At 73.4% G+C, this 23,858-nt stretch carries 25 protein-coding genes; 16 read left to right on the top strand and 9 right to left on the bottom strand.

What is annotated here, in order from left to right; all coding sequences use genetic code 11:
- Positions 1–16 precede the first annotated feature (16 nt).
- Both R3E88_00125 and R3E88_00120 read right to left on the bottom strand, forming a co-directional pair.
- Entirely contained in the window at positions 17–457 is a 441-nt protein-coding gene (locus tag R3E88_00125) for a DUF4079 family protein (GenBank protein ID MEZ4214855.1), read from the bottom strand.
- Between the two features lie 8 nt (positions 458–465).
- Positions 466–1,191: a molybdopterin-binding protein gene (locus R3E88_00120; protein ID MEZ4214854.1), complete on the bottom strand. Its 726-nt coding sequence runs from the start codon at positions 1,189–1,191 to the stop codon at positions 466–468.
- A 78-nt stretch (positions 1,192–1,269) separates the two neighbouring features.
- Here R3E88_00120 and R3E88_00115 point away from each other — a divergent pair, with 78 nt between their 5' ends.
- The 4 genes from R3E88_00115 to R3E88_00100 are packed head-to-tail and all read left to right on the top strand — an operon-like array spanning position 1,270 to position 4,459.
- Entirely contained in the window at positions 1,270–1,641 is a 372-nt protein-coding gene (locus tag R3E88_00115; GenBank protein ID MEZ4214853.1) for a 2Fe-2S iron-sulfur cluster-binding protein, read from the top strand.
- A 16-nt stretch (positions 1,642–1,657) separates the two neighbouring features.
- Positions 1,658–2,041, top strand: a complete 384-nt coding sequence (locus tag R3E88_00110; GenBank protein MEZ4214852.1) for a CbiX/SirB N-terminal domain-containing protein — start codon at positions 1,658–1,660, stop codon at positions 2,039–2,041.
- Positions 2,038–3,189, top strand: coding sequence for an SGNH/GDSL hydrolase family protein (locus tag R3E88_00105; protein ID MEZ4214851.1), 1,152 nt, complete (start codon positions 2,038–2,040; stop codon positions 3,187–3,189). The genes R3E88_00110 and R3E88_00105 overlap by 4 nt, the downstream gene beginning before the upstream one ends.
- 52 nt (positions 3,190–3,241) lie before the next feature.
- Positions 3,242–4,459: an amidohydrolase family protein gene (locus R3E88_00100; protein MEZ4214850.1), complete on the top strand. Its 1,218-nt coding sequence runs from the start codon at positions 3,242–3,244 to the stop codon at positions 4,457–4,459.
- Positions 4,460–4,506: 47 nt separating this feature from the next.
- On the opposite strand, the gene R3E88_00095 is transcribed toward R3E88_00100, so the two are convergent.
- Positions 4,507–5,076 carry an NUDIX hydrolase gene (locus R3E88_00095; protein ID MEZ4214849.1) on the bottom strand — a complete coding sequence of 190 codons (570 nt, stop codon included), beginning with the start codon at positions 5,074–5,076 and terminating at the stop codon, positions 4,507–4,509.
- A gap of 203 nt (positions 5,077–5,279) precedes the next feature.
- On the opposite strand from R3E88_00095, the gene R3E88_00090 reads away from it, so the two are divergent.
- Entirely contained in the window at positions 5,280–7,238 is a 1,959-nt protein-coding gene (locus tag R3E88_00090; GenBank protein ID MEZ4214848.1) for a chloride channel protein, read from the top strand.
- Positions 7,239–7,248: 10 nt separating this feature from the next.
- Here R3E88_00090 and R3E88_00085 read toward each other — a convergent pair whose 3' ends face one another.
- Genes R3E88_00085 through R3E88_00075 form a run of 3 tightly spaced genes read right to left on the bottom strand, consistent with a single transcriptional unit; the run spans position 7,249 to position 9,233 of the window.
- Positions 7,249–7,782, bottom strand: coding sequence for a hypothetical protein (locus R3E88_00085; GenBank protein ID MEZ4214847.1), 534 nt, complete (start codon positions 7,780–7,782; stop codon positions 7,249–7,251).
- Between the two features lie 45 nt (positions 7,783–7,827).
- Positions 7,828–8,463 carry a hypothetical protein gene (locus R3E88_00080; protein ID MEZ4214846.1) on the bottom strand — a complete coding sequence of 212 codons (636 nt, stop codon included), beginning with the start codon at positions 8,461–8,463 and terminating at the stop codon, positions 7,828–7,830.
- Positions 8,463–9,233 carry an SDR family oxidoreductase gene (locus R3E88_00075; protein ID MEZ4214845.1) on the bottom strand — a complete coding sequence of 257 codons (771 nt, stop codon included), beginning with the start codon at positions 9,231–9,233 and terminating at the stop codon, positions 8,463–8,465. The genes R3E88_00080 and R3E88_00075 overlap by 1 nt, the downstream gene beginning before the upstream one ends.
- Before the next feature lie 508 nt (positions 9,234–9,741).
- On the opposite strand from R3E88_00075, the gene thiC reads away from it, so the two are divergent.
- The 3 genes from thiC (at position 9,742) to R3E88_00060 (ending at position 12,712) form a co-directional block, all read left to right on the top strand.
- Positions 9,742–11,454, top strand: a complete 1,713-nt coding sequence (gene thiC / locus R3E88_00070) for a phosphomethylpyrimidine synthase (GenBank protein ID MEZ4214844.1) — start codon at positions 9,742–9,744, stop codon at positions 11,452–11,454.
- 246 nt (positions 11,455–11,700) lie between these two features.
- Entirely contained in the window at positions 11,701–12,189 is a 489-nt protein-coding gene (locus R3E88_00065) for a DUF4149 domain-containing protein (protein MEZ4214843.1), read from the top strand.
- Positions 12,190–12,496: 307 nt separating this feature from the next.
- On the top strand, positions 12,497–12,712 hold the full coding sequence (locus R3E88_00060; GenBank protein ID MEZ4214842.1) for a hypothetical protein: 216 nt from the start codon (positions 12,497–12,499) through the stop codon (positions 12,710–12,712).
- A gap of 11 nt (positions 12,713–12,723) precedes the next feature.
- On the opposite strand, the gene R3E88_00055 is transcribed toward R3E88_00060, so the two are convergent.
- Positions 12,724–13,245, bottom strand: a complete 522-nt coding sequence (locus tag R3E88_00055; GenBank protein MEZ4214841.1) for a M48 family metallopeptidase — start codon at positions 13,243–13,245, stop codon at positions 12,724–12,726.
- Between the two features lie 80 nt (positions 13,246–13,325).
- On the opposite strand from R3E88_00055, the gene R3E88_00050 reads away from it, so the two are divergent.
- Both R3E88_00050 and R3E88_00045 read left to right on the top strand, forming a co-directional pair.
- On the top strand, positions 13,326–14,033 hold the full coding sequence (locus R3E88_00050) for an LON peptidase substrate-binding domain-containing protein (GenBank protein MEZ4214840.1): 708 nt from the start codon (positions 13,326–13,328) through the stop codon (positions 14,031–14,033).
- Positions 14,034–14,400: 367 nt separating this feature from the next.
- Positions 14,401–15,954 carry a DnaA/Hda family protein gene (locus tag R3E88_00045; protein ID MEZ4214839.1) on the top strand — a complete coding sequence of 518 codons (1,554 nt, stop codon included), beginning with the start codon at positions 14,401–14,403 and terminating at the stop codon, positions 15,952–15,954.
- A gap of 30 nt (positions 15,955–15,984) precedes the next feature.
- Here the strand turns inward: R3E88_00045 and cofH are convergent, their stop codons facing one another.
- Both cofH and cofG read right to left on the bottom strand, forming a co-directional pair.
- Positions 15,985–17,238, bottom strand: coding sequence for a 5-amino-6-(D-ribitylamino)uracil--L-tyrosine 4-hydroxyphenyl transferase CofH (gene cofH, locus R3E88_00040; protein MEZ4214838.1), 1,254 nt, complete (start codon positions 17,236–17,238; stop codon positions 15,985–15,987).
- A 1-nt stretch (position 17,239) separates the two neighbouring features.
- Complete coding sequence (gene cofG / locus R3E88_00035) at positions 17,240–18,469, bottom strand: 7,8-didemethyl-8-hydroxy-5-deazariboflavin synthase CofG (protein ID MEZ4214837.1); 1,230 nt, start codon at positions 18,467–18,469, stop codon at positions 17,240–17,242.
- 391 nt (positions 18,470–18,860) lie between these two features.
- Here cofG and R3E88_00030 point away from each other — a divergent pair, with 391 nt between their 5' ends.
- From R3E88_00030 to R3E88_00005, 6 genes are all read left to right on the top strand, one after another.
- A complete protein-coding gene (locus tag R3E88_00030) occupies positions 18,861–21,173 on the top strand; it encodes a nitrite/sulfite reductase (protein ID MEZ4214836.1) in 2,313 nt (770 codons plus the stop codon).
- A 51-nt stretch (positions 21,174–21,224) separates the two neighbouring features.
- Entirely contained in the window at positions 21,225–21,803 is a 579-nt protein-coding gene (locus tag R3E88_00025; protein MEZ4214835.1) for a hypothetical protein, read from the top strand.
- Positions 21,804–21,812: 9 nt separating this feature from the next.
- On the top strand, positions 21,813–22,145 hold the full coding sequence (locus R3E88_00020) for a rhodanese-like domain-containing protein (protein MEZ4214834.1): 333 nt from the start codon (positions 21,813–21,815) through the stop codon (positions 22,143–22,145).
- A gap of 79 nt (positions 22,146–22,224) precedes the next feature.
- Positions 22,225–22,863: a DUF4202 domain-containing protein gene (locus R3E88_00015; protein ID MEZ4214833.1), complete on the top strand. Its 639-nt coding sequence runs from the start codon at positions 22,225–22,227 to the stop codon at positions 22,861–22,863.
- Positions 22,860–23,279, top strand: a complete 420-nt coding sequence (locus R3E88_00010) for a GtrA family protein (protein ID MEZ4214832.1) — start codon at positions 22,860–22,862, stop codon at positions 23,277–23,279. Before R3E88_00015 ends, R3E88_00010 begins: the two co-directional genes overlap by 4 nt.
- Before the next feature lie 60 nt (positions 23,280–23,339).
- Positions 23,340–23,858: pyridoxal-phosphate dependent enzyme (locus R3E88_00005; protein ID MEZ4214831.1), on the top strand; the 519-nt coding region annotated here is incomplete at its 3' end.

Genomic DNA, 23,858 nt, shown 5'->3' with positions numbered 1-23,858 from the left:
GGCCGGCGCGCGCGACTCAGGGAAGCAGCACGAAGCCCGTCGCGAACGCGACGGCGGATGCGAGCAGCGCGGCGAGCGCGAGCCGCGCGTGCGGCGCGCGCAGGGGGAGCGCCCCTTCCTCGAGCCGGTGCCCCGTCACGCCCGCCGCGACGAAGAGCGCGAGCGTCGCGACGCCGACCCAGGCGTGCAGCGTGCGGAAGGGCGTCATGTCGCGCGCGAGCACCGCGGCGACGGGCCCGAGCGCGAAGCCCGCGACGAGCAGCGGGAGCGCGAGCTTCGCGCGGAGCAGGTGCGAGCGCCGCAGGGCCGCGAGCCCCTCGCCGCGCCGCGCGCGGCGCCGCCGCAGCTCGAGCCCGCTGCGGAGCGCGGCGAACGCGATCGCGAGCGCCGCCGCCATCCACGTCGGGTGCAGCCAGGCGAGTCCGCGCAGCAGCGCATCGCGGCCGTCCGGGTCCACGACGCTCGCTATTCGACCCTGTGGACGGCGTCGCTCGGGATGCGCTCGAGCAGCGACGCGACGGCGCGCTCGAGGTAGCCCTCGTCGCGCGACTCGAGCGTGAGCAGCACGCGGTAGTGCTCCTCGCCGATGCGCGGGTACGAGCCGAGCATGAGCTCGGGGAAGTCCTGGAGCAGCGCGTTGAGCGAGTGCGCGATGTCGCTCTCGTGGCGCGTCACGTACACGCGCCGCAGCTGGAACGGCACGCCGCGGAAGCGCTCGCGGATCGACTGGAACTTCTTCTGCAGCAGCTCGGGGATGCCCGGAAAGATGTGGACGTTCTCGACCACGACGATCGGGAACCACAGGTCGCCCGAGTCGACGAGCACGGCGCCCGAAGGGATCATCGCCATCTTGCGCTGGCTCGCGTTGGGCGCGCGGCCCTGCGCGCGCTCCATCCGCTCGATCATCGAGGCGTTCTCCTCGATGGCGCGGCCGAAGGCCTGGGCGACCCCCTCCATCGTGAGGTCGTCGTGCGTAGGCCCGATTCCGCCCGACGTGAACACGAAGTCGTAGGCCGCGCTCATCGCGCGCACCTCGCGCGCGATCCCGTCGACGTCGTCGGGGATGGTGAGGATGCGCTCGAGATCGACGCCGAGCTCGCGCAGCTCGCGCGCGAGATAGGGCGAGTTCGTGTCGACGACCTTGCCCGACAGGATCTCGTTCCCGATCACGAGCAGGCCGGCAGTGGGCATGGCCGGCATCCTACCAGAGGCCCCCGCGCGCGAGCCCCGCCGCGCGGAGCGCGCACCCGCGCAGTATGCTCGGCCGCCGTGAGCACGCCGCGGCACGACTCGTCGAGGGACGACGCGCACGACCCGGCCGCGGCGGAGGCCGGGCCGGGCGCGCGGCCCGCGCTCGTGCCGGTGCGCTTCGAGCCGTCGGGCGTGCGCGTGCAGGTCGCCGTCGGCACGAAGCTGCTCGAGGCGGCGCGCGCGGCAGGTCTCCCCGTCGCGAGTGCGTGCGGCGCGGACGGCGTGTGCGCGCGCTGCGGAATGCGCGTCCTCGAGGGCGCCGACGCGCTCGCTCCCGAGACCCCGCGCGAGGTCGAGATCAAGCGCCGCAACCGCATCGACGCCGAGCTGCGCCTCGCCTGCCGCACCGAGGTGCGCGCGCCGCTCGTCGCGACCACGACGTACTGGTGACGGCGAGCCCCCGTCCGTGAACGCGATCGTGCTGATCGACCACGGGAGCCGGCGCGCCGAAGCGAACGCGCAGCTCGAGGCGCTCGCGCGCGAGGTGCGCGCGCGTCGGCCCGACGCCCACGTGGCGACCGCGCATCTCGAGGTGGTCCCGCCCGACCTCGCGCACGCGGTCGCCGCGTGCGTCGCCGCGGGCGCGACGCGGGTCGTCGTCCATCCCTTCTTCCTGTCGCCGGGCCGCCACACGCAGGAGGACCTGCCGCGGCTCGTCGACGCGGCGCGCGCCGAGCACCCGGGCGTCGCGATCGCGCTCTCCGAGCCGCTCGGCCTCGACGCGCGCATCGTGGACGTGGCGCTCGCGCGGATCGATGCGGCGCGCACCGACGCGCCGGAGCGCGCGTGACCGACGGCGCGCGGCGCGCGCGGCCCGCCGCGAAGCTCGCGCTCGCGGCCGCCGCGCTCGCGCTCGCGCTCGTCGGGGCCGAGCTCGCGCTGCGCGCGCTGCCCGCGACGACGCTCGGCTACGAGGTGAACGCGACGGGCTTCATCCGCCCGCGCGAGTTCGCGCGCGACGATGCGCACAACACGCTCGGCATGCACGACGTCGAGCCGGCGCCGAAGGCGCCGGGCGCGCGGCGCGTGGTGCTGCTCGGCGACTCGTACGTCGCGGCCGTCTCGGTGCCGCTCGCGCAAGGCGTGGCGCGGCGGCTCGAAGCCCACCTGCACGAGCGGCCGGGGCTCGGGCCGGTCGACGTCGTCGCGCTCGGCAAGGAAGGATGGGGACAGCGCGAGGAGCTCGCCGCGCTCGCGAAGCACGGACGCGCACTCGCGCCCGACCTCGTGCTGCTCCTCTTCACGACGCGCAACGACGTCTACAACGACGCCGAGGGCTTCGACGCGAAGCGCGCCGAGCAGGAGGCCCTCGCGCGCGCCGCGCGCGAGGGCCTGCCCATCGCCGAGCTCGTTCCGTTCGAGAGTGCGATCGGCCTGTGGGTGCGCGGCTCGGCGCTCAACCAGCTCGTCGCGCACCGGCTCACGCTCGCGCGCATCCGGCGCGACGCGCCGCCGCCCGTGTCGTTCCGCGCGTTCGCGCCCGCCTACGCGGACGAGTGGGCGCCGGCGTGGGCCGCGACCGAGCGGCTGCTCGTGCGCATCGAGCGGCGCGCGCGCGCGCTCGGCGCGGGGTTCGCCGTCGCCGCGGCGTCGACGCCCGAGGGCGTGCTCGACCCGGCCGAGGGCGCGGCGCGGCTCGCCGCCTCGCACCCCGACTACGCGGGCGTCGCCTTCGACGTCGATCTCGTCGACGCGCGCCTCGCGCGGCTGTGCGCGGAGCGCGGGTTCGCGTTCGCGGCTCTCCAGCCCGCACTGCGCGCGCTTCGCCGCGAGACGGGCCGCGAGCTCCACTGGCGCTACGACGGGCACTGGAACGCGTTCGGCAACGATGCCGCCGCGCGCCTGCTCGCGGAGCTCGCGGCGGAGCGGCTCGGCCCGGCGCGCGCCGACGCGGCGAGCGGGACGGCGGCGGGCGCGGCGCCGGGCGACGCCGGTTGACCGCGGCGCGCACGCTGGCGGATCATCGCCGCAACGACTCGAGGAGAACCCCATGGCCCGCGTCATCAAGCTCGGCGTCAAGCGCCCCGTCACGAAGCCGCTGCTCCCCGATCCGGAGCCGGCGGTCGTGCGCCACACGATCCTGTCCGTCGACGATCACCTGATGGAGCCGCCGCACACGTTCGAAGGACGCATGCCGCGCAAGTTCGAGGAGCGCGCACCGCGCGTCGTCGAGACGGAGGAGGGCCACCAGATCTGGGTGTACGAGGACACCCCGTTCTTCCAGGTCGGCTTCATGTGCGTCGCCGGCCGCCCGCGCGAGGACCACCGCGTCGAGCCGGCGCGCTTCGACGAGATCCGGCGCGGATGCTGGGACATCCACGCGCGCGTGAAGGACATGGACATCGGCGGCATCTGGGCGTCGGTGAACTTCCCGTCCGGCGTCACCGGCTTCGGCGGCACGCTCTTCAGCGAGAGCAAGGACCAGGAGCTCGGCCTCGCGTGCGTGCGCGCGTGGAACGACTGGCTGTTCGAGGAGTGGCACGGCTCGTACCCCGATCGCATCGTGCCGCTCGGCATCACGTTCCTGTCCGATCCGGCGAAGGGCGCCGAGGAGATCCGTCGCAACGCGAAGCGCGGCTTCACCGCGGTGACGATGCCCGAGCAGCCGCACAACCAGGGATTGCCGCCGATCTTCGACGCGTACTGGGAGCCGATCATCCGCGCGTGCGCCGAGACCGAGACGGTCATGAACCTGCACGTCGGCTCGTCGGGCTTCGCGAAGATGCCGCCGGGCGCGCCCGGGCTCGAGCTCGGCGCGACGCTCTTCCAGGCGATGGCCTTCGAGTCGTGCGCGCAGTGGCTGTGGAGCGGCTGGGCCGCGCGCTACCCCGCGCTCAAGATCGCGATGAGCGAGGGCGGCATCGGCTGGGTCGGCGGGCTGATCGACCGCCTCGACAACATCATGGCGCGGAGCGGCTACGGCTCGGGCTGGCCCGACAAGTCGATCTCGCCGTCCGACTGCCTGCGCCGCAACTTCTGGTTCTGCATGATCGACGACCCCTCGACCGTCGTGACGCTCCCGGCGATCGGCGTCGAGAACGTGCTCTTCGAGAGCGACTACCCGCACGGCGACGGCACGTGGCCGAACACGCAGAACGTGTTCGTCGACCTCTGCGGCGACCTGCCCGTCGAGCAGCGCCGCATGATCGCGTGCGAGAACGCCTCGAAGCTCTACCGCCACCCGCTCCCGGAGAAGATCGTCCCGTAGCCGCGCGGCGGCGGCGCGCCGCGCGGTCGGCCGAACCGAGCGACTCGCTAGGCGCGCTCGGCGAGCTCCCACGCGTAGAGGCCCGCGAGCACGAGCGCGTGATCGATCGCGCCGGCGCGCACCGCGTCGTGGAGCCGCGCGCGCGCGAGCAGCTCGACGCGCGTCTCCTCGGCGCCCTCGTTGCGGATGGGAGCGACGCGCTCGCAGCCCGTCGCGACGAAGGTGTGGACGCGGTTGCCGAAGAGCGCGGGGTTCGGGTTCACGCGGCCGACGGCCGCTACCGCGCCGGCGCGGTAGCCCGTCTCCTCGAGCAGCTCGCGCGCAGCGGCTTCGGCGGGCTCCTCGCCGGGGTCGACCATGCCGCCCGGGATCTCGAGCGTCGTCGCGTGCAGGCCGTGGCGGTACTGGCGGACGAGCACGAGCTCGTCGCCCGGCGTCAGCGCGACGACGTTCACCCAGTCGGCCGAGTCGAGGCGATAGAAGTCGTGGAGCGCGCCCGTGCGCGGCGAGCGCGCTCGCTCGCGGCCCACGCGGAAGACGCGGCAGTCGTGGAGCTGCTCGGTCTCGACCACCTCCCAGGGCGGCGGTGCGAGGCCTTCGGACGACGAGTTCGGCATCGCGCGAACCTAGCAGCCGCTCCGCTCGCGATCGCGAGCTGCTAGCCTCGGCGCGCGCCGCCGGCGCGCCGCGTCGAAGGGGGCTCGTCATCGCGCACGCACACGGAGCCCCCGCGTCCCAGCGCGACAAGCACCTCGTCCTCGTCGCGCTCGCGATCGCGGTCGGGCTCGCCGGCGCGATCGGCGCGCTGCTCTTCCGGCTCATGATCCGCGCCGTCACCGCCTTCGCGTTCGAGGGCCTGGACGGCCTCGGCGCCATGCTCGACGCGGGGCTCCTGCGCGAGGCGGAGGATCCGATCGCCCCCGCGCGCGAGCTCGCGTGGACGTGGCGCATCGCGATTCCCGCGATCGGCGGCGCGGTCGTCGGGCCGCTCGTGTGGCTCTTCGCGCGCGAGGCCCGCGGCGACGGCGTGCCCGAGGTGATGAAGGCCGTCGCGCTCCGCGGCGGCATCATCCGCCCGCGCATCGCGGGGCTCAAGGCGCTGACCTCGGCGATCACGATCGGCTCGGGCGGCTCGGCCGGCAGCGAGGGCACGATCGTCCAGATCGGCGCGTCGATGGGCTCGACGCTCGGCCAGCTGCTCGGGCTCAAGGTGCGCGAGCTGCGGACGCTCGTCGCGTGCGGCGCGGCCGCCGGCCTCTCGGCGACGTTCAACGCGCCCATCGCGAGCGCGCTCTTCGCCGCGGAGATCGTCGTCGGCGACTTCGGCGTCTCGAACTTCAGCCCGATCGTCATCGCGTCCGTCGTCGCGACCATCGTGTCGCGCTGGGCGCTCGGCAACCACGCCGCCTTCCCGGTGCCGCCGTACGAGATCGTGAGCCCGCTCGAGGTGTTCCCGTACATGGTGGCAGGCGTCGTCGCGGGCCTGGTCGGCGTCGCGTTCATCCGCACCCTCTCGTTCACCGAGGACCGCTTCGCCGCCGTGCCGCTGCCCGAGTGGGGGAAGGCGGCGCTCGGCGGCGCGCTCACCGGGCTCGTCGCGCTCGCGCTGCCGCAGGTGTACGGCGTCGGGTACACGTCGGTCGGCGCGGCGCTCGCCGGGAAGCTCGCCGCGGGCACGCTCGGCGCGCTGCTCGTGGGCAAGCTCGTGGCGACGTCGCTCACGCTCGCGTCGGGCGGCTCGGGCGGCGTGTTCGCGCCGTCGCTGTTCCTCGGTGCGATGACCGGCGGCTTCCTCGGCCACTACATCCACGCGTGGTTCCCCGACGCGACCGCGACCTCGGGCGCCTACGCGCTCGTCACGATGGGCGCCGTCGTCGCGGCGACGACGCACGCGCCGATCAGCGCGATCCTGATCATCTTCGAGATGACGCAGACGATCGACATCATCCCCGGGCTCATGGCGGCGTGCGTGTTGTCGACGGTGGTGTCGCAGCGGCTCTCGCGCGACTCGATCTACACGACGAAGCTGCGGCGCCAGGGCGTCGACATCTTCACGCAGGACGATCCGAACGCGCTGAAGCAGCTGTTCGTGCGCGACGAGATGCAGCCCGAGCCCGAGGTCGTGCCGGCGAACGCGCGCTTCGAGGCGCTGCTCGACCTCGTCGTGCAGAGCCACCACTCGCAGTTCTTCGTCGTCGACGAGGGCGGCCGGCTGCTCGGCGCGATCTCGCTCGACGAGGTGCGGCGGCTCATCTACGACCGCGAGGCGCTCTCGGGCGTCGTCGTCGCGGGCGACCTCGTCGAGCGCAAGCCCGTGCTCAAGCCGAGCGACGACCTCGACCTCGCCTCGCGCCTGTTCACGGCGTCGCGCATGGACGAGATCGCGGTCGTCGCCGAGGACGACCCGACGAAGATCGTCGCGACGCTGCGGGAGCGCGCGGTCGTCGAGGCGCACGGGCGCGAGATGATGCGCCGCGATCTCGCGGGCGGCCTCTCGGCCAACGTGAGCGCGGTGGCGCAGGGCGGCCGCGTGCACCTCGGCGCCGGCTACGCGCTGCAGCAGATCGTCGCGCCGCCGTCGGCGTTCGGGCGCTCGCTGTCCGACCTCGACCTCCGGCAGCGCCTCGGCGTGCAGGTCGTCCTGATCCGCGAGATCGGCGGCAAGCACGTGCGCGTGCCGGGTGCCGCCGACGTCGTGCGCGAGGGCGACGCGCTCGTCGTCGCGGGAACGAACGCCGCGCTCGACACCCTCGAGCAGCTCTCGGTCGCCGGCGTCTGAGCGCGCGGCGCTAGTTCCCCTTCTGCTTCGTCTTCGCGATCACCTGCAGCGAGAGCATGCCCGTCGGCGCGACGCTCGCGCGGTCGAGCACGCCGGCGGTGCACATGAGCTTCGTCGACGTCGACAGCACGCGCGCGCTGCCGTGCGTGACGTCGCCGGGAGCCAGGATCGCGGCGTCCTTCGTCGTGGCGATGATCTCCGGCAGCATGTCGTCGATGGCGATCTCGAACGTCACCGTCTGGCTCGGCGCGACGTTCGCGACGACGCCCTCTCCGAGCGTGACGTCGTTCGCCGTCACCGTGCCGTCCTCCGCGAACACCTCGACGGCGATCGCGATCGGCTTGCTCTTCTCGAGCGACGTGCACATCACGACCGTCCCGAGATCGGCGTTCGCGGTGACGCCCGGGATCGAGAAGACGTGCTTCGCCTTCGTCGTGCCGCCGAGCAGCGGCGGCGCGTCGGCGAGGCCGGCGTGCGCCGGCCGCGCGAGGGCGGCGCACGTCAGGGCGAGCACTCCCGCGCGCGCGATCGATCGATGCGACATGAGCCACCTCCGGTCGCGGCGCGCGCCGCGACGCCAGTCCCCGGTCTACGGCGCGGCCGCTCCGAGCTCGATCCGCACGCCGGTCGCGCCGGGCTGGACGGGGCTCGCGAGCGCGCCGGTGAGGTCGCTCGGCCCGCGCGTCATCGCGTCGCCGTCGGCGTCGAGGCGCGCGGTGAGCGCGATGTCCCCGGCGAAGGGCATGCCGGCGATCATCGCGTTCTCGGGGCCGATCTCGAAGTCGAGCGGGAAGGTCGGGTCGGGAAGGCGGAGCACGGCGAGCGGCGGGCCGCCGGCCGCGCCCGCGCGACGCGCGATCACGAACAGCGTGGCGCGCGCGGGCGCCGCGCCGCGCGCGGCCTCGGCGACCTCGACGCGGCCGCGGATGGGCGCGCCCGCGCCCTGCGCGCCGGCCGCACCGTTCGCCGCGTTGCCGCGCGTCGCACCCCCCGGCGCGGGCGGCATCGCGGGCGCCGCGCTCGCGCCGCCCGGGCCGCCGGCGCTCTCCGCCTCGGGAAAGATGCGCGCGAGGTCGGGCTGCGAGGGCTGCTCGTCGGGGTCGAACGGCTCGACGTTGCGGTCGCACGCGGCGAGCGCGAACGCCGCCACGAGCGCGAACGCGAGCGCCGCCACGCGCGACGCGGACGTCTGCCGTCGGCGCACCTCCTGGCCGGCGCGTCGCATCAGCCGGCCGTCACGCCGCGGTCGACGCTCAGGATGCTGCCGTGGAAGCTCCTGGCCGCGTCGGAGGCGACGAACGCGATCGCCTCGGCGATCTCCTCGGCGTCCGACATGCCGCGCATGCCGACGAAGCGGCCGAGCAGCTGCGGGTTCACGTCCTCGGGGAGCGAGGCGTTCGCCGTGATGGCCGTCTTCGTGCCGGCCGGGCACACGCAGTTGATGCGGACGCGCGACTTCATGAACTCCATCGCCATCGCGCGGGTCATGTTGACGACCGCGCCCTTGCTCGCGCAGTAGGGCACGCTGTAGGCCTGCCCCATGAGGCCGGCGTTCGACGCGACGTTGACGATGTTCCCCTGGCTCGCGAGCAGGTGCGGCATCGCGGCCTGCGACAGGAAGAAGACGCTCGACGTGTTGACGCCGAGCACGCGGTTCCACTGCTCCTCGGTCACGTCCTTCATGTGGCCGAGCGGGGCGATGCCGGCGACGTTCAGCAGCACGTCGAGCTTCCCGAACGCGTCGACGGCGCGCTGGACGGCGGCGGCGCACTCGCCCTGGCGCGAGACGTCGAACACCGCGCCCTCGAACTTCCCGCCCGCCTCGCTCACGAGCGCCGCCGTCTCGGCCAGGCCCTTCTCGTTGATGTCGAGCCCGAACACCGACGCGCCCTCGCGCGCGAAGAGGAGCGCGCACGCGCGCCCCATGCCCGATGCCGCTCCCGTGATCAGCGCGACCCTGCCCTCGAAGCGCGCCGCGCCCGCTGCTGCTGCCATGTCGTCTCTCCCGTCGGTGTCCGCTCGTGCGAGGCGCGCAACTGTACGTGACCGCGTCGCGGCATGGCCACGCACCGCGTGATAGTCTCCGCCGACGACGGAGCCCGGGGGTGGTCCGGCGCGCTCGCAGGGCGCGGCGCGGGCCTGAGAGCACACTCCTCGAACCTGATCTCGGCCGTCCACGCGGCGCTCGGCGCGCGCGAGGCCGGCGAGCGTAGGGAAGGGCTCGGCTGGCACCGCCTCGCGGCGCTCCGTTGCACGCCGCGCCCGCCCCTCCCCCGCGCGCTCTCCCGCGAGCAGCGCGCGCGGCGGCGGCGCGGCGCAGAGGAGGGCCGCCATGTCCCGCGACCGCACCGCTCCCGCACCGTCCCCGCGCTCCGCGTCGTACGCGCTGCCCGCGGTGGGCGGCAACCCTTCGTCGCGCGGGGTCGGCACGACGCCCGGCAGCTTCGCGAACCGCGCGGAGGTCGGCGGCGCGCGCACCTTCAGCTCGCCCGACACGCCGGGCATGCCCGCGCCCTCGGAGAAGACGGCCTGGGACTTCATGCCGCCGGGCTGGACGGAGCGCGCCGACGGCACGCGCCGCGCCGAGCCCGCGCCGCAGGCCGGCCCGCTCGCGCCCGAGAACGCCTACCGCTTCGACCCGCCGCCCGGGTTCGCGCCCGTGACGCAGCTCGAGCACGCGCGGCTCGGCGTCGTGACGCCCGAGATGCGCCGCGTCGCCGAGCGCGAGCCGCACCTCACGCCCGAGCAGGTGCGCGACGAGGTCGCGTGCGGCCGCATGGTCATCCCGGCCAACCGCGTCCACCTCGCGCACGCGCTCGACCCGATGGCGATCGGGCGCGCCAGCAAGACGAAGGTGAACGCGAACATGGGCGCGTCGCCGGTGTCGAGCGGCACGGATGCCGAGGTCGAGAAGCTCCGGTGGGCCGAGCGCTGGGAGGCCGACACCGTGATGGACCTCTCGACGGGCGGCGACCTCGACGCGACGCGCGAGGCCATCGTCGCGAACGCGCGCGTGCCGATCGGCACGGTACCCATCTACTCGATGATCCTCGGCCGCAAGGTCGAGGACCTCACGCCGGCGATCGTGCTCGAGGCGCTCGAGCACCAGGCGCGGCAGGGCGTCGACTACTTCACGATCCACGCGGGCGTGCTGCGCGAGCACCTCCCGCTCGTCGCGAAACGCGCGATCGGCATCGTGTCGCGCGGCGGCTCGCTGCTCGCGAAGTGGATGATCCACCACCGCGCCGAGAACCTGATGTACGCGATCTGGGACGAGATCTGCGACGTCCTGCGGCGCTTCGACGTGACGTTCTCGATCGGCGACGGGCTGCGGCCGGGCGGGCTCGCGGACGCGACCGACGCGGCGCAGCTCGGCGAGCTGCAGGTGCTCGGCGAGCTCACCGAGCGCGCGTGGCGGCACGGCTGCCAGGTGATGGTCGAGGGCCCGGGTCACGTGCCGTTCGACCAGATCGAGTTCAACATGAAGCTGCAGCGGCAGCTGTGCCACGGGGCGCCGTTCTACGTGCTCGGGCCGCTCGTGACCGACATCTTCCCGGGCTACGACCACATCGGGAGCGCGATCGGCGCGACCGCCGCCGCGTACCACGGCGCGGCGATGCTCTGCTACGTGACGCCGAAGGAGCACCTCGGCCTGCCCAAGAAGGACGACGTCAAGCAGGGCTGCGTCGCGTACCGGATCGCGGCGCACGCGGCCGACGTCGCACTCGGCATCCCGGGCGCGCGCGACCGCGACGACGAGCTCACGAAGGCGCGCGCCGCGCTCAACTGGGAGAAGCACTTCGAGCTGTCGTTCGACCCGGACACCGCGCGCGCGTACCACGACGAGGATCTCGACGTCGACACCGACTTCTGCGCGATGTGCGGGCACGACTGGTGCTCGGTGCGCATCAGCAAGGAGATCGTCGAGTTCGCGTCGGGCAAGGAGGCCGCGTACGCGTGGGACGCACCGAAGGTGTCGCTCGCGTTGACGGGCGAGCAGCGCGCCATCCTCGAGCAGCGCGGCGTGCTGTCGCCGGCGGAGATCCACCGGCTCGCGAGCAAGACGCGCGCCGCGGTCGGCGCGCGCGCCGCGAAGGCGGCCTGCCACAGCGACGTCGCCGACGAGGACGCGGCGCGCGAGCTGCAGTCGCGGAAGCTCGATCCGGTGACGCTCGAGCCGATCGACCCGGCGGCCGATGCCGCCTCGCTCGGCTGAGCGGGCGGCGTCGCACTCGCGAGATGGCGGGCCGCGCAAACGAAAGCGGCCCGGGACTCATCGTCCCGGGCCGTCCCGTCGGAGTCTCCCCCCCCTGGCTCGACTCCGATCCAGCTGCCCGCACTTGTCGGCCGTCGCGCACCGGGCTTGAGCGCTCCTGCGCACGATCTGCGAGCCCGGGCGAGCGCACGACGAGTGCAGGACGCGCCGCCTGGCGCCGTGCGCGCGACGGGGCGCGGGGGCTCCGTGCCGCGGCGTGAGCCGGCCATCGGGCTGCGGACCCTGCGCTGGCTGCTGCTCGGCGGCTGGTTCGGGTCGTGGGCGCTCTTCGCGTTCGCGGTCGCACCGATCGCCTTCCGCGTCCTGCCGTCCGGCCTCGAGGCCGGGCGACTCGTGAGCCCGCTGCTGCGGGCGCTCCATCTCTATGGGCTCGTCGCCGGCACCGCACTGTTTGCGATCGCGATCGCACAGGGCGAGCGGCGCATGCTCGCGTGGACGGCCGCCGTCCTGGCCGCGCTCTGCGCCTTCACCGAGTTCGGCATCACGGCCGCGATCGGCGGGATGCGCCCGAGCACCTTCGGACCGGCGACGCCGGCCGGCGCGGCCGAGCGTTTCGCCCACCTCCACCAGGCCTCGCGCGTGATCTTCGGGGTGGTCCTCGCCGGCTCGGCCGCGCTGATCGCGATGTACGCGCGCGAAGACGTGGCGCGTCGCGATGCGACCAAGGGGCGGTGACGGAGGGCAGAGCGCGCCGAATCCGCGCAGATTTCCACCGCTTTTTCCATAGCCGGGCCCCAGACCGTGGTGTATCCTTCCCGCCCTGTTGCTAAATTATCCTTTGGAATCAGGTACTTAGCGCGACTTTCCCGATCGACCCGCGCTCCCGGCACGTCGCGGCCCCGCCCACCGCCACCCTCGCGCCGGAGCGAGTCCGCGAGCCCTCCCCACTCCGGGCTTCGAGATGCGAAATCGCCGAGCCGCCGGAACCCCGTCGGGAATCGCGGCACCGTAACCGCCGACACCGAGGTCAGGAGACAGCCGAATGGACACGGAAGCAAAAGAGGCCCGCATCAAGGCCACCGTGGAGTTCACCGTCTCCGGCAGCGGGCTCGAAGATGCGCTCGCCGAGTACGACGAGCTCACCGTCGCTGGCATGCTGCGCGAGCTGCTCGACAAGTCGATCGCGTGCGACAACATCGTGGTCGAAGTCGTCTCGGGCCCCAACACGCTCGAAGACTACGACGCGATCGCCGAGTAGTCGCCGCCCTCCTACCCGAACAAGCTCAGCTGCTCCGGACCGCGCGACCCCGAGGCCGCCGCGGGCGGCGGTGCCTCGCTCGCGGCCCGTCGCGCGCGCTCGGCAGCCCAGGCATCGCGAAGCGACGGAACGTCGCGCGCCGCGCGCAGCGGAGCGGGTGCGCCGACGACGGGCGCCACGAGCGCTGTGCGGGCGGGCCGGTAGATCTGCGCCCGCTTCGCCCACGCGAGCAGCTCGCGATAGAAGCGGTGGAAGCGCGGGCTGTGATCGAAGTGACGCAGGTGCGCGAGCTCGTGGCACAGGGTGTTCACGAGACTCGAGTACTTGAGCAGCTCGCCGCTCGTGGCGTGGCGCAGGCGGATGCGGATCGTGCCGTCGGAGTAGCAGATGCCGTAGCGGCGCTTCACGTTGGCGCGCTCGGCCTCGATGCAGCGGTACCGCAGCGCGAACCGACGCGCGATCTCGAGCGCGTCGCGGTTGAGGCGCTCGATCGTCTCCCGGTTCTCGCGCTGTCGCCGGACTCGCCCCGTCACGCGCCGGGCGAGTCTTCCGACGCCGCACGGGCGCGTCAAGGCCGCGAGATATCGCCGGGTCGGAAGCTACCCTCGCCGCGATGACGGAAGACGTGCCGCAGCCCGCGCCTCCGCCCGGCGAGCCCCGGCCGCTCGCGCTCTTCCCGCTCGAGAACGTCGTCCTCTTCCCGCGCGTCCGCGTGCCGCTCCACATCTTCGAGCCGCGCTACCGGCAGATGGTGCGCGACGCGACCGGCGACGAGGGGGTGCGCGCGATCGGCATGGCCGTCGTCCTCCCCAGCCACACCGCCGGAATGTCCGGGAGCCCTCCGCTCTTCGACGTCGGCTGCGAGGGCGTGATCGAGCAGCTCGAGGCGCTCCCGAGCGGTCGGTTCAACCTCGTGCTCGCCGGCACGACGCGCTTCCGCATCGTCGACGAGGAGCCTTCCGACGGCGAGCGGCTCTACCGCGTCGCGCGCGTCGTGTCCGTTCCCGATTCGAACCCGGAGGAGGACGCCGCCGGCGTCGCGGCCGCGCGCCACGACGTGCTCCAGGCGATGCGCGACCTGCTCGCGAGGATCGCGCCGGCCCGCATCGAGGCCTTCGCGCGCCAGCAGTTCGAGCGGCTCGGCGACGAGGAGTTCGTCAACTCGTTCGCGCAGTCGATCGACTTCGCGCCGTCCGAGAAGCAGGGGCTGCTCGAGGCCGACCGCGTGCTCGAACGCTACGAAAAGCTCGTCGGTCTGCTGCGCTTCCGGTTGGCCGAGCTGGCGTCGGGCCACTCGCCCGGGTCGGGCGTGTTGCAGTGAACATCGCGCTTCCTCGCATGGCATCCACGAGCGAGGAAATCGTCGGAATTCGTCGGAATCCGTAGATTCCATTCTCGTGCCCGTCCGCGCGCGACGCGCGCGAATCGCGCTCCAACTCGCTTCCACATCGCCAGCGAACTTCGCGGATTCCCGTCGCGTTCGGGCTTCGAAACGCCGGTTCTCGACGGTGTGGGGCGCCTAACGCCGCGATCCGCGCGTGTGTAGCTCGGGTGTCGTTTTCGCGAAGAATCGAATTTGCGGGATCGTCCGGTCCTGTGGATACTCCGCTCCGTTTCGGACGGCCCCGGCGATATCTGGTGAGAGGTGGCCGGAACCGTCCAAAAACCCGAAAAATCGAAGAGATCTCATGACCTTTCCCCCCGAGGTCTGGGACGGCGTTCTACACCGCCTCGCGGCGGAGGTGCCCGTCTTCGCGCTCGACTCGTGGCTCGCTCCGCTCGTCCTCGAGCCGGGCGACGACGAGCTGCGACTCCTGGCGCCGACCGCGTTCCACCGAAACCGCGTTCGCGATTCGCTGCTTCCGCGCATCGTCGCCGCCGTGCGGGCGGAGCTCGGGCGCGCGCTCGGCGTCCGCGTCGAGGTCGGCGGATGCGAGGACGCGCGCGCCCGCGCGCGCGCCCGTGCGCGCGCCGTGCTCGGCGCCTGCAGCGCGCCCGCGCACGCCCCGGAGCGCAGGCCCGACGACGGCGTCGCACCGACGTCGGCGACGACCGGACTCCCGGAGGAGACGCCGGCTCCGCGGCGCGTCCTCGCGCTGCGCGCGACGCCCGCCGAGCCGCGCGCGCGCCGGAGCGTCGCGCCCGAGCCGACCTTCGACGACTTCGCCGTCGGCCCCGCGAACGCGCTCGCTCGCGAGGCCGCGCTCTCGATCGCGACCGCGCGCCACGACACGCTGCGCCTCCTCTACCTCCACGGCGCTCCCGGCATGGGGAAGACGCACCTCGCGCGCGCGATCTGCAGCGAGGCGCGCATCCGCGAGCGCGCTCGCTACACGACCGCCGAGGCCTTCACGAATGCGTTCACCGCGGCGGTGAAGTCGAAGACGATGCCGGCGTTCAAGCGCAGGCTGCGCGAGCACTGCGACGTGCTCGTCGTCGACGACGTCGCCTTCCTCGCCGGCAAGCGCGGCACGCAGGAGGAGCTCTTCCACACCGCCGAGCAGCTGCTCGATGCGGGCGGGCGCGTCGTGCTGACGGGCGATCGCGCGCCGCACGAGCTCACCGGGCTCGAGCCCCAGCTCCGCGGCCTCGTCGCGCGCGCCTTCGTCGCGCCGATCGAGGCCCCCGACCCGGCGCTCCGCCGGGAGATCGTGCGGGCGAAGGCGGCCGCGGGCGGCGTCGGCATTCCGGCCGAGTGCGTCGACCTGCTCGTCGAGGCGTTCCCCGGCAGCGTGCGCGACCTCGACGCCGCGCTCGCACAGGTGGTGACGACCGCATCGCTGCTGCGACGTCCGATCACCGCCGACCTCGTGCACGACGTGCTCGCCGCGAAGGGCGCGGCCACCGACGCCCGCCGACCGCGCCCGACGCCGGAGCTCGTCGTCCGCATCGTCGCGCAGTTCTTCCAGACGACGCCCGAGGCGCTGTCGTCGCGGTCGCGGCGGCGCGACGTGCTCGTGCCTCGCCAGCTCGCGATCTTCCTGGCGCGCCGCTTCACGGACGCCTCGCTCGCCGAGATCGGCCGCGCGCTCGGCCGCGAGCACCCCGCCGTCCGCAACGCGATCGCGGCGGTCGAGCGCCGAGCGCTCGAGCGAGCGCCCGCGCGCTACCAGCTCGAGGCCGTGTCCGAGCGCGTGCGCGAGGTGCTCGAAGGCGGGCCCGCGCCCGTGCGGCGGCCGGCGTTCGTGCGCCTCGTGCGCGACGAGGTCGACGCCGCCGCGTCGTCGGACGGCGCCGCCTAGCATCGAGCGCGTCGCGGGGCCTCCGGCGAGCTAGCCCGCGGCCTGCAGCTGCCGCTGCGCGCGAACGCCGTCGCGGAAGCGCGTCGGGCCCGCGAGGCTCGCCTCGCGGCCGGGCTCGAGCGAGGGCGGGTCGAGCGACGGGTCGTCGAAGCGGCGCAGCGCGCGGTAGGTCGTGCTGCGCTCGACCGGCACGCGCCCGAGCTCGCGGACGAGGCGGCGGAATTCCTCGGGCGGCGTGTTCTCGCCGAACTCCGAGCCCGACTCGCGGCTGATCGACTCCTCCATCAGCGTGCCGCCGAAGTCGTTCGCGCCGGAGGACAGACCCATCTGTCCGAGCTTCGGCCCCATCTTCACCCACGACACCTGGACGTTCTCGATCCACGGGCGCAGGAAGAGGCGCGCGACCGCGATGATGCGGAGGTCGTCGGGCATCGACGGCCCGGGGCGCGCGCCCATGAAGTTGTAGAGCAGGTTGCGCTCGTGGATGAAGCCGAGCGGCACGAACTCCGTGAAGCCGCCGTCCGCGAAGCGGCCCGTGCGCTTCTGGATGTCGCGAAGCGTCTCGAGGTGGGCGGCGACGTGGTGCGGCTTCTCGATGTGGCCGTACATCAGCGTCGACGTCGAGCGCAGCCCCACCTCGTGGGCCGTGGTCACGATCTCGATCCAGCGCTCGCGCCCGATCTTGTTCGGCGAGAGGATCTTGCGCACCTCGTCGTCGAGGATCTCGGCCGCCGTGCCGGGCATCGTTCCGAGCCCCGCGTCGACGAGCCAGCGCAGGTACTCGGCGAGCGGCATGCCGCTCTTGCGGTGCCCGAAGTCGATCTCCTCGGGCGAGAACGCGTGGATGTGGAGCTGCGGGAACTCGGCCTTGATGGTCTCGAGGATCTCGCGGTAGTGCGTGTGGTCCTTGCTCGGGTGGATGCCGCCCTGGATGCAGACCTCGGTGGCTCCGCGCGCGACGGCGTCGCGGCACTTGCCGAGCAGCACCTGCATCGGGTGGTCGTAGGCGTCCGCTTCCTCGCGGTGGCGCGCGAAGCCGCAGAAGCTGCAGCCCACGTAGCAGACGTTCGTGAAGTTGATGTTGCGGCACACGACGTAGGTGACGTCGTCGCCCTTGTCCGCGCGCCGCGCGACGTCGGCCGCGCGCAGCAGCGCGTGCAGGTCGGGGCCCTGCGCGAGCAGCAGCGTCTCGGCGTCCGCCGCCGACAGCTCGCGGCCGTCGAGCGCGCGGTCGAGGAGCACCGCGACCTCGTGGGACACATCGTCGAACAATCGCTCGAGCATGCTAGGCGGCCTCCTCTCCGGACTGCGTCGTTCGTCGCGCGAAGCCGGCGTCGTTCGCGAATCGCGCGATGGCCTCCCGGACCCTCTCGTCGAGGAAGCCGGGACGCTCGTGGATGAACCTCGGATACACGGGCAGCCGCTCGACGAGCCGCTGCCCCGCGCCCTCCGTCGCCTCGCGCAGCGCGCGAAGCGCCGGCCAGGGCGCCTCGGGATTGATGAAGTCGACCGTCACGGGCGAGACGCCGCCCCAGTCGTTGAGCCCGGAGCGCAGCAGCAGCGGCAGCACCTCGGGCGCGAGGTTCGGCGGCGCCTGCACGTTCTGCGCGGGCCCGAGCACGAGCCGCGCGAGCGCGACCCAGCCGGCGACGACCGCGTCGGGGAGCGACGGCGCGGCGCGCATCTTCGTGCCGGGCTTCGGGTGGAACGGCTGGACGATCACCTCCTGGATGTGACCGAAGCGATCGTCGAGCGCGCGCAGCGCGAGCAGGGTGTCGACGCGCTCCTCGTCGTTCTCGCCGATCCCGAGCAGGATGCCCGACGTGAACGGGATGCGGAGCTCGCCCGCCTCCTCGTGCATGCGGATGCGGACCTTCGGATCCTTGTCCGGCGCGTGCATGTGCGGCATGCCCTTGCCGCGCAGGCGCTCGCTCGTCGTCTCCATCATGAGGCCCATCGAGGCGTTCCACGGACGCAGCCGCTCCATGTCCTCCGCGGACAGGATCCCGGCGTTCGTGTGCGGCAGCATCCCGCCCTCGAACGCGACCCGGCAGGCCTCGACGAGCAGATCGGTCGTCGACCCGAACCCGCGCGACGCGAGCTCGTCGCGGTACGAGCGGTAGGCGACCTCGGGCTTGTCGCCGAGGCAGAAGAGCGCCTCGATGCAACCCGTCGCGACGCCGCCGCGCACCTCGTCGGCGACCTCGTCGAGCGTGTAGGTCTTCGCCTCGGGCGAGTCCGGGAGCTTCGCGAACGTGCAGTAGCTGCAGCGGTTGCGGCAGAGGTTCGTCAGCGGGACGAAGATGTTGCGGCTCACCGAGACGCGGTCGCCGTGGCCGCGGCGCTTGCTCTCGGAGGCGCCCTCGAGCACGGCCTCGCGAACGGCCGCGTCGCGCAGCCCCGATGCCAGGCGCAGCGCCGCGCCGCGCTCGAGCCGGCCGTCCTCGACCGCGGCCTTCACGAGGTGCTGGGCCTCGGAGGGCGAAGGCGGCAGGACTGACGAGGACAGGCTCACGGGTGGACCCTTGCTCGCGCGGCCGCACGCGTGGACGCGGGCGCGAGGCGGCTGCGAGCGCCGCATCGTAGCGCTCCGCACCACGCCGCTGTCGATCGAACGCGCCGCGCTGCCCTCGCAGCCGCGAGGGCGGCGCGCCGCGGCTGCGCGCCTCCATTCCTGATGGGAGCCATCGGGATCTGGCTTGACTGCCTCGCGCCCGGATCGGTATCGTCCGCCCTTCGCGCGCCCCGCCCGCAAACCGCCGTTCTGTCGCGGCTTTCCGGGCGCGAGTCGCCGAGTGTCCCGCGTCGCAGCGCAGCATCGAACCGCCCGACACGTCCCGCAACGCGCCCGTCGCCCGCGCCGCACAGCGCCCGCGACGCCGCGAAGCGGATCCGAGGAACCCGCCATGCCCCACGACGGCGCATCTCCGAACTCCACCCCCGCGAAGGCCGGCGCGACCTGGGCCGAGCGCCTCGCCGAGCGCATGGACACGGGCTGGGCGCAGGAGATCGACGACTTCGAGAGCCAGCTCGAGCTGCGCAAGCAGGGGAAGATCGACGAGAAGGTCTTCGCCGAGACGCGCCTGCGCCGCGGCGCCTACGGACAGCGCTACGACGCCGGCCAGCGCCACGACGGCATCACGGAGCGCACGCTCGCCTTCCCCGACGTCCCGACGAAGGGGCCCGACACCGTCTGGGACGCGCCCGGCATGCAGCGCATCAAGATCCCGTACGGCGGCATCTCGCCCGAGCAGCTCGAGGTGCTCGCCGACTGCGCGGAGGAGTACAGCGACGGCATCCTGCACATCACGACGCGCCAGGACGTCCAGCTGCACTTCGTCCACATCGAGGACACGCCCGACATGATGCGGCGCCTCGCGGCCGTCGACATCACGACGCGCGAGGCCTGCGGCAACTCCGTGCGCAACGTGACGGCGTGCCCGCTCGCGGGCGTGTGCCGCACCGAGGCGTTCGACGTCTCGCCCTACGCGAGCGCGCTGATGCGCTTCCTGCTCGGCCACCCCGACGTCCAGGACTTCGGCCGCAAGTTCAAGCCCGCGTTCTCGGGCTGCGAGCAGGAGGCCTGCGGCCTCGTGCAGCTCCACGACGCGGGCTTCGTCGCGCGCGTGAAGGACGGGAAGCGCGGCTTCAAGGTGGTGGTCGGCGGCGGGCTCGGCACCGTCCCGTACCAGGCGAAGACGCTCTCGGAGTTCACGCCCGAGGAGGAGCTGCTCCCGCAGATGCAGGCCGTCGCGCGCGTCTTCGCGCGGCTCGGCGAGAAGAAGAACCGCGGGCGCGCGCGCATCAAGTTCCTCGTCGCGAAGCTCGGCATCGAGGAGTTCCAGCGCCTCGTCGAGGAGGAGCGCGCGGCGCTCCCGCACGACCCGCGCCACACCGCCTTCCTCGCCGACATGCCGCACACGCAGGGCGAGCCCGCGCGCCCGGCCGCGCCCGCCGCGAAGCTCGACGGCCCGGACGGGTTCGCCGAGTTCGCGCGCACGAACGTGACGCCGCAGCGCCAGGACGGCTACGTCGTCGTCACGCTGAACCTGCCGCTCGGCGACCTGACGTCCGAGCAGACGCGCGCGCTCGCCGACATCGCGCGCAGCTTCGCGGGCGACAACCTGCGCACGACGGTCGAGCAGAACATCGTGCTCCGCTTCGTGCCGCAGGCCGACCTCCCCGCGCTCTACGCCGAGCTGCGAGCGGCCGGCCTCGCCGCGCCCGGCGCGCAGACGATCGTCGACGTCACGTCGTGCCCCGGCACCGACACGTGCAAGCTCGGCATCGCCGCGTCGCGCGGCGTCGGCGGCGTGCTGCGCAAGCGGCTCGCCGAGAAGAGCGCCTCGCTCGACGAGGCCGTGAAGGGGCTGCACGTGAAGGTGAGCGGCTGCTTCAACAGCTGCGGCCAGCACCACGTCGCCGACATCGGCTTCTACGGCAACTCGCGCAAGGCGGACGGCCGCACGGTGCCGCACTTCCAGGTCGTGCTCGGCGGGGAGTGGACGAACAACGCGGGCGCCTACGGCCTCGCCGTCGGCTCGGTGCCGAGCCGCGTCGTGCCCGACGTCGTCGACGCGCTCACCGACCGCTTCGTGCGCGAGCGCGAGCCGGGCGAGGACTTCCAGACCTGGGTGGGGCGCGTGGGCAAGCGCGACGTGCGCAAGTTCCTCGACCCGTTCATGAAGATCCCCGCCTACGACGAGGACCCGAGCTACTACAGCGACTGGGGCGACGTGCGCGAGTTCACGATCGGCGACCTCGGCGTCGGCGAGTGCGCGGGCGAGGTCGTCTCGCTGTTCGGCATCGAGGTGGTGCGCGCCGAGTCGCAGGCGTTCGACGCGCAGTGCGCGCTCGAGGAAGGCGACTTCGCCGGCGCCGACGAGCTCGCGTACACGGCGATGTGCACGGCCGCGCGCGCGCTCGTGCGCATGCAGTACATCGACGTGACCGAGAAGCCCGAGGAGATCGTCGCCGAGTGGAAGCGGCGCTTCTTCGACACCGAGCTCTTCTTCGACAAGTACGCGAAGGGGAAGTTCGGACAGCACCTGCTCGACCGGCACGCGCGCGGGCGCGTCGACGTGACGCGCGACCTCGCGGCCGCGATCGTCGAGGAGGCGCAGCTCTTCATCGAGGCGTGCCACGCCTGCGAGACGCGGCTCGCCGCGCTCGAGGCGATCGGAGCGGGCGGCGACGGCCCCGTCCGGATCGGCGCCTGACGGCGCGCACCGAGCCCCCGCCTCGCTCGTACCCCGGAGACCCGCGAACCCATGCATCCGCAGCGCATCGCCCTCAAGCTCTTCGTCGCGCCCGACCCGTCGGCGCCCGTCGACCTCGCTCCGTTCACGCCGCTCTTCCACGAGTTCATCCAGAAGTCGAGCGTGCCGGGCCTGCTGATCGACGTCGCCGACTACGCCCACGTGCCGAACGGGCCGGGCATCGTGCTGATCGGGCACGACGTCGACTACGGGCTCGACGCGGTCGGCGGCCACGCGGGCCTGCTCACCGTGCGCAAGCGCTACGGCCGCGCTGCGCTCGCCGACGTCCTCCCGGATGCGCTCGCGAAGGCGATCGCCTGCGCGAAGGCGATCGAGGCCGACGGCCGCACGGGGCTGCGCTTCGCGCTCGACGCAGTCGAGCTGCAGCTGCTCGATCGACTCGTCGCCCCGAACGACGACGACGCGTTCGCCGCCGCGAAGGCCGCGAGCACGCCGGTGTTCGAGGCGCTCTTCGGCGCGTGCGCGATCGAGCGCCGCGGCGCCGACGATGCGCGCAAGCCGCTCGCCCTCGTGGCGCGCGCAGAGCGGGCGGCGACGGCCGACGAGCTGCTCGCGCGCCTCGCGCGCTGAGGAGCCCGCATGGCGAACGCACAGAGCGACTGGGACATCACGGTCGAGGACCTCGCGCGGTTGCGCGAGGAGGGCGCGGACTTCTTCCTGCTCGACGTGCGCGAGCCGCACGAGGTCGCGATCGCGACGCTCGGCGGCGTGAACATCCCGCTCGCGCGCGTCGCGCAGAGCCTCGCCGACATCCCGCGCGACCGGAAGGTCGTCGTCCACTGCAAGCTCGGGGGACGCAGCGCGAAGGCCGTCGTCGCGCTGCGCCAGCTCGGGTACGACGACGTCTGGAACGTCGCGGGCGGGATCACCGCCTGGTCCGAGCGCATCGACCCCGACGTGCCCACCTACTGATCGCCGCGCACCGCCACCGTGTCGCGGCGGCGCCGCCGCGCGCGCACCGGCGGCCCCCGGCGAGCGGAGCCCGCCCCACGTGCCCGCCGCACCGACCGACCGTCTCCGGCGCGCGATCGCGGCGATCGACGCGGCGAACGCCGCCGACCCGCACACGCTCGTCGTGCGCGGCGAGCCCCGGCCGAAGGAGCTCGCGCACGCCGAGCTCGCGAGCGCGTGGGTCGCGCGGCTCGTCGATGCGCCGTCCGAGGAGCTCGTGCTCGCCGCGCGCGCACACCACCTCGAGCGCTGGGCGATCCCGCGCGCGAGCCACCCGATGGGCCGCGCCGGCTACCACCGCTGGCGGCGCGCGCTGCAGGCGCACCACGCCGCGCGCGCGGGCGAGATCCTCGCGCGAGAGGGCTACCCGGAGTCCGCGATCGCGCGCGTGCAATCCCTCCTCCGCAAGGAGGGCCTCGGACGCGGCGACGCCGAAGCGCAGGCCTTCGAGGATGCGCTCTGCCTCGTCTTCCTGGAGACGCAGCTCGTCGAGACGGCCGCGAAGCTCGACGACGAGGCGAAGGCGCTCGACGTGCTGCGCAAGACGCTCCGCAAGATGAGCACGCGCGCGCGCGAGCTCGCGGGCGCGCTGCCGCTCGACGAGGGCGCGCGCGCGCTCGTCGAGCGCGCGCTCGAGAGCGGACCCGGCAGCGACGGAACGGACGACGGGGCGTCGTGACGGAACGGGGCGCCGCCGGCGACCTCGCGCGCTTCGCCGCCGTCGGCGGGCTCGGGACGCTGACGAACCTGGCCGTGTTCTGGCTCGTCGTCGACGCGCCGCGGACGTCCTTCGCGCCGCCGCTCGCGGGCGCGGCCTGCGCGTTCGGCGTCGCCGTCACGCAGAACTACGCGCTGAACGAGCTGTGGACGTTCCGGGGGCGGGCGCCGGGTCGCGCAGGGCTCTCGCTGCGTCGTTATGCGAGCTTCGTCGCGGCGTCGCTGCTCGGGTTCGCGGTGAACGCCGCCGTGCTCGTCGCGCTGCTCGCGACCGTCGAGCTGCCAGCCGCGTCGATCGCGCAGGCGATCGGAATCGCGGCGGGCATGGGCTTCAACTTCGCCGCCTCGCGGCTCGTCGTCTTCCGCCGCGGCCGCTGAGCGGAGCGCGGCCGTGGGGTATGCTGCGCGGCCGCCGCGCCGCGCGCCGAGGAGCACCGAATGATTCGCGATGGATTCTGCGAGACCGTCGGCAGCACGCCGCTCATCCGGCTGCGCAAGCTCTCGGAGGAGACGGGCTGCACGATCCTCGGCAAGGCCGAGTTCCTGAACCCGGGCGGCTCGGTGAAGGATCGCGCGGCGCTCTACATGATCCTCGACGCGGAGGAGCGCGGCGATCTCGAGCCGGGCGGCGTCGTCGTCGAGGGCACGGCCGGCAACACGGGCATCGGGCTCGCGCTCGTCGGCAACGCGCGCGGCTACCGCACCGTCATCCTCATGCCCGACACGCAGAGCCAGGAGAAGAAGGACATGCTCCGGCTGTGCGGCGCCGAGGTGCACGAGGTGCCCGCCGTCCCGTTCAAGAACCCGGAGCACTACGTCCACCAGGCCGAGCGCATGGCGCAGGAGCTCGCGAAGACGGAGCCGCGCGGCGTCCTCTACGCGAACCAGTGGGACAACCTCTCGAACCGCAACGGGCACGTCCGCAGCACGGGCCCCGAGATCTGGCAGCAGACGGGT

The sequence above is a fragment of the Myxococcota bacterium genome, assembly GCA_041389495.1.
GTDB lineage: Bacteria > Myxococcota_A > UBA9160 > UBA9160 > UBA4427 > JAWKRT01.
Note: the sequence above shows the minus strand (reverse complement) of the source record. Positions and strands in the feature narration are given on the sequence as shown.

What these genes read in the sequence shown, in the direction of transcription:
- R3E88_00120 (MEZ4214854.1), bottom strand. Translation starts at nt 1,191, where the DNA reads ATGCCCACTGCCGGCCTGCTCGTGATCGGGAACGAGATCCTGTCGGGC.
- R3E88_00100 (MEZ4214850.1), top strand. Translation starts at nt 3,242, where the DNA reads ATGGCCCGCGTCATCAAGCTCGGCGTCAAGCGCCCCGTCACGAAGCCG.
- R3E88_00095 (MEZ4214849.1), bottom strand. Translation starts at nt 5,076, where the DNA reads ATGCCGAACTCGTCGTCCGAAGGCCTCGCACCGCCGCCCTGGGAGGTG.
- R3E88_00090 (MEZ4214848.1), top strand. Translation starts at nt 5,280, where the DNA reads ATGATCCGCGCCGTCACCGCCTTCGCGTTCGAGGGCCTGGACGGCCTC.
- R3E88_00085 (MEZ4214847.1), bottom strand. Translation starts at nt 7,782, where the DNA reads ATGTCGCATCGATCGATCGCGCGCGCGGGAGTGCTCGCCCTGACGTGC.
- R3E88_00080 (MEZ4214846.1), bottom strand. Translation starts at nt 8,463, where the DNA reads ATGCGACGCGCCGGCCAGGAGGTGCGCCGACGGCAGACGTCCGCGTCG.
- R3E88_00075 (MEZ4214845.1), bottom strand. Translation starts at nt 9,233, where the DNA reads ATGGCAGCAGCAGCGGGCGCGGCGCGCTTCGAGGGCAGGGTCGCGCTG.
- thiC (MEZ4214844.1), top strand. Translation starts at nt 9,742, where the DNA reads ATGCCCGCGCCCTCGGAGAAGACGGCCTGGGACTTCATGCCGCCGGGC.
- R3E88_00060 (MEZ4214842.1), top strand. Translation starts at nt 12,497, where the DNA reads ATGGACACGGAAGCAAAAGAGGCCCGCATCAAGGCCACCGTGGAGTTC.
- R3E88_00050 (MEZ4214840.1), top strand. Translation starts at nt 13,326, where the DNA reads ATGACGGAAGACGTGCCGCAGCCCGCGCCTCCGCCCGGCGAGCCCCGG.
- R3E88_00045 (MEZ4214839.1), top strand. Translation starts at nt 14,401, where the DNA reads ATGACCTTTCCCCCCGAGGTCTGGGACGGCGTTCTACACCGCCTCGCG.
- cofH (MEZ4214838.1), bottom strand. Translation starts at nt 17,238, where the DNA reads ATGCTCGAGCGATTGTTCGACGATGTGTCCCACGAGGTCGCGGTGCTC.
- R3E88_00030 (MEZ4214836.1), top strand. Translation starts at nt 18,861, where the DNA reads ATGCCCCACGACGGCGCATCTCCGAACTCCACCCCCGCGAAGGCCGGC.
- R3E88_00025 (MEZ4214835.1), top strand. Translation starts at nt 21,225, where the DNA reads ATGCATCCGCAGCGCATCGCCCTCAAGCTCTTCGTCGCGCCCGACCCG.
- R3E88_00020 (MEZ4214834.1), top strand. Translation starts at nt 21,813, where the DNA reads ATGGCGAACGCACAGAGCGACTGGGACATCACGGTCGAGGACCTCGCG.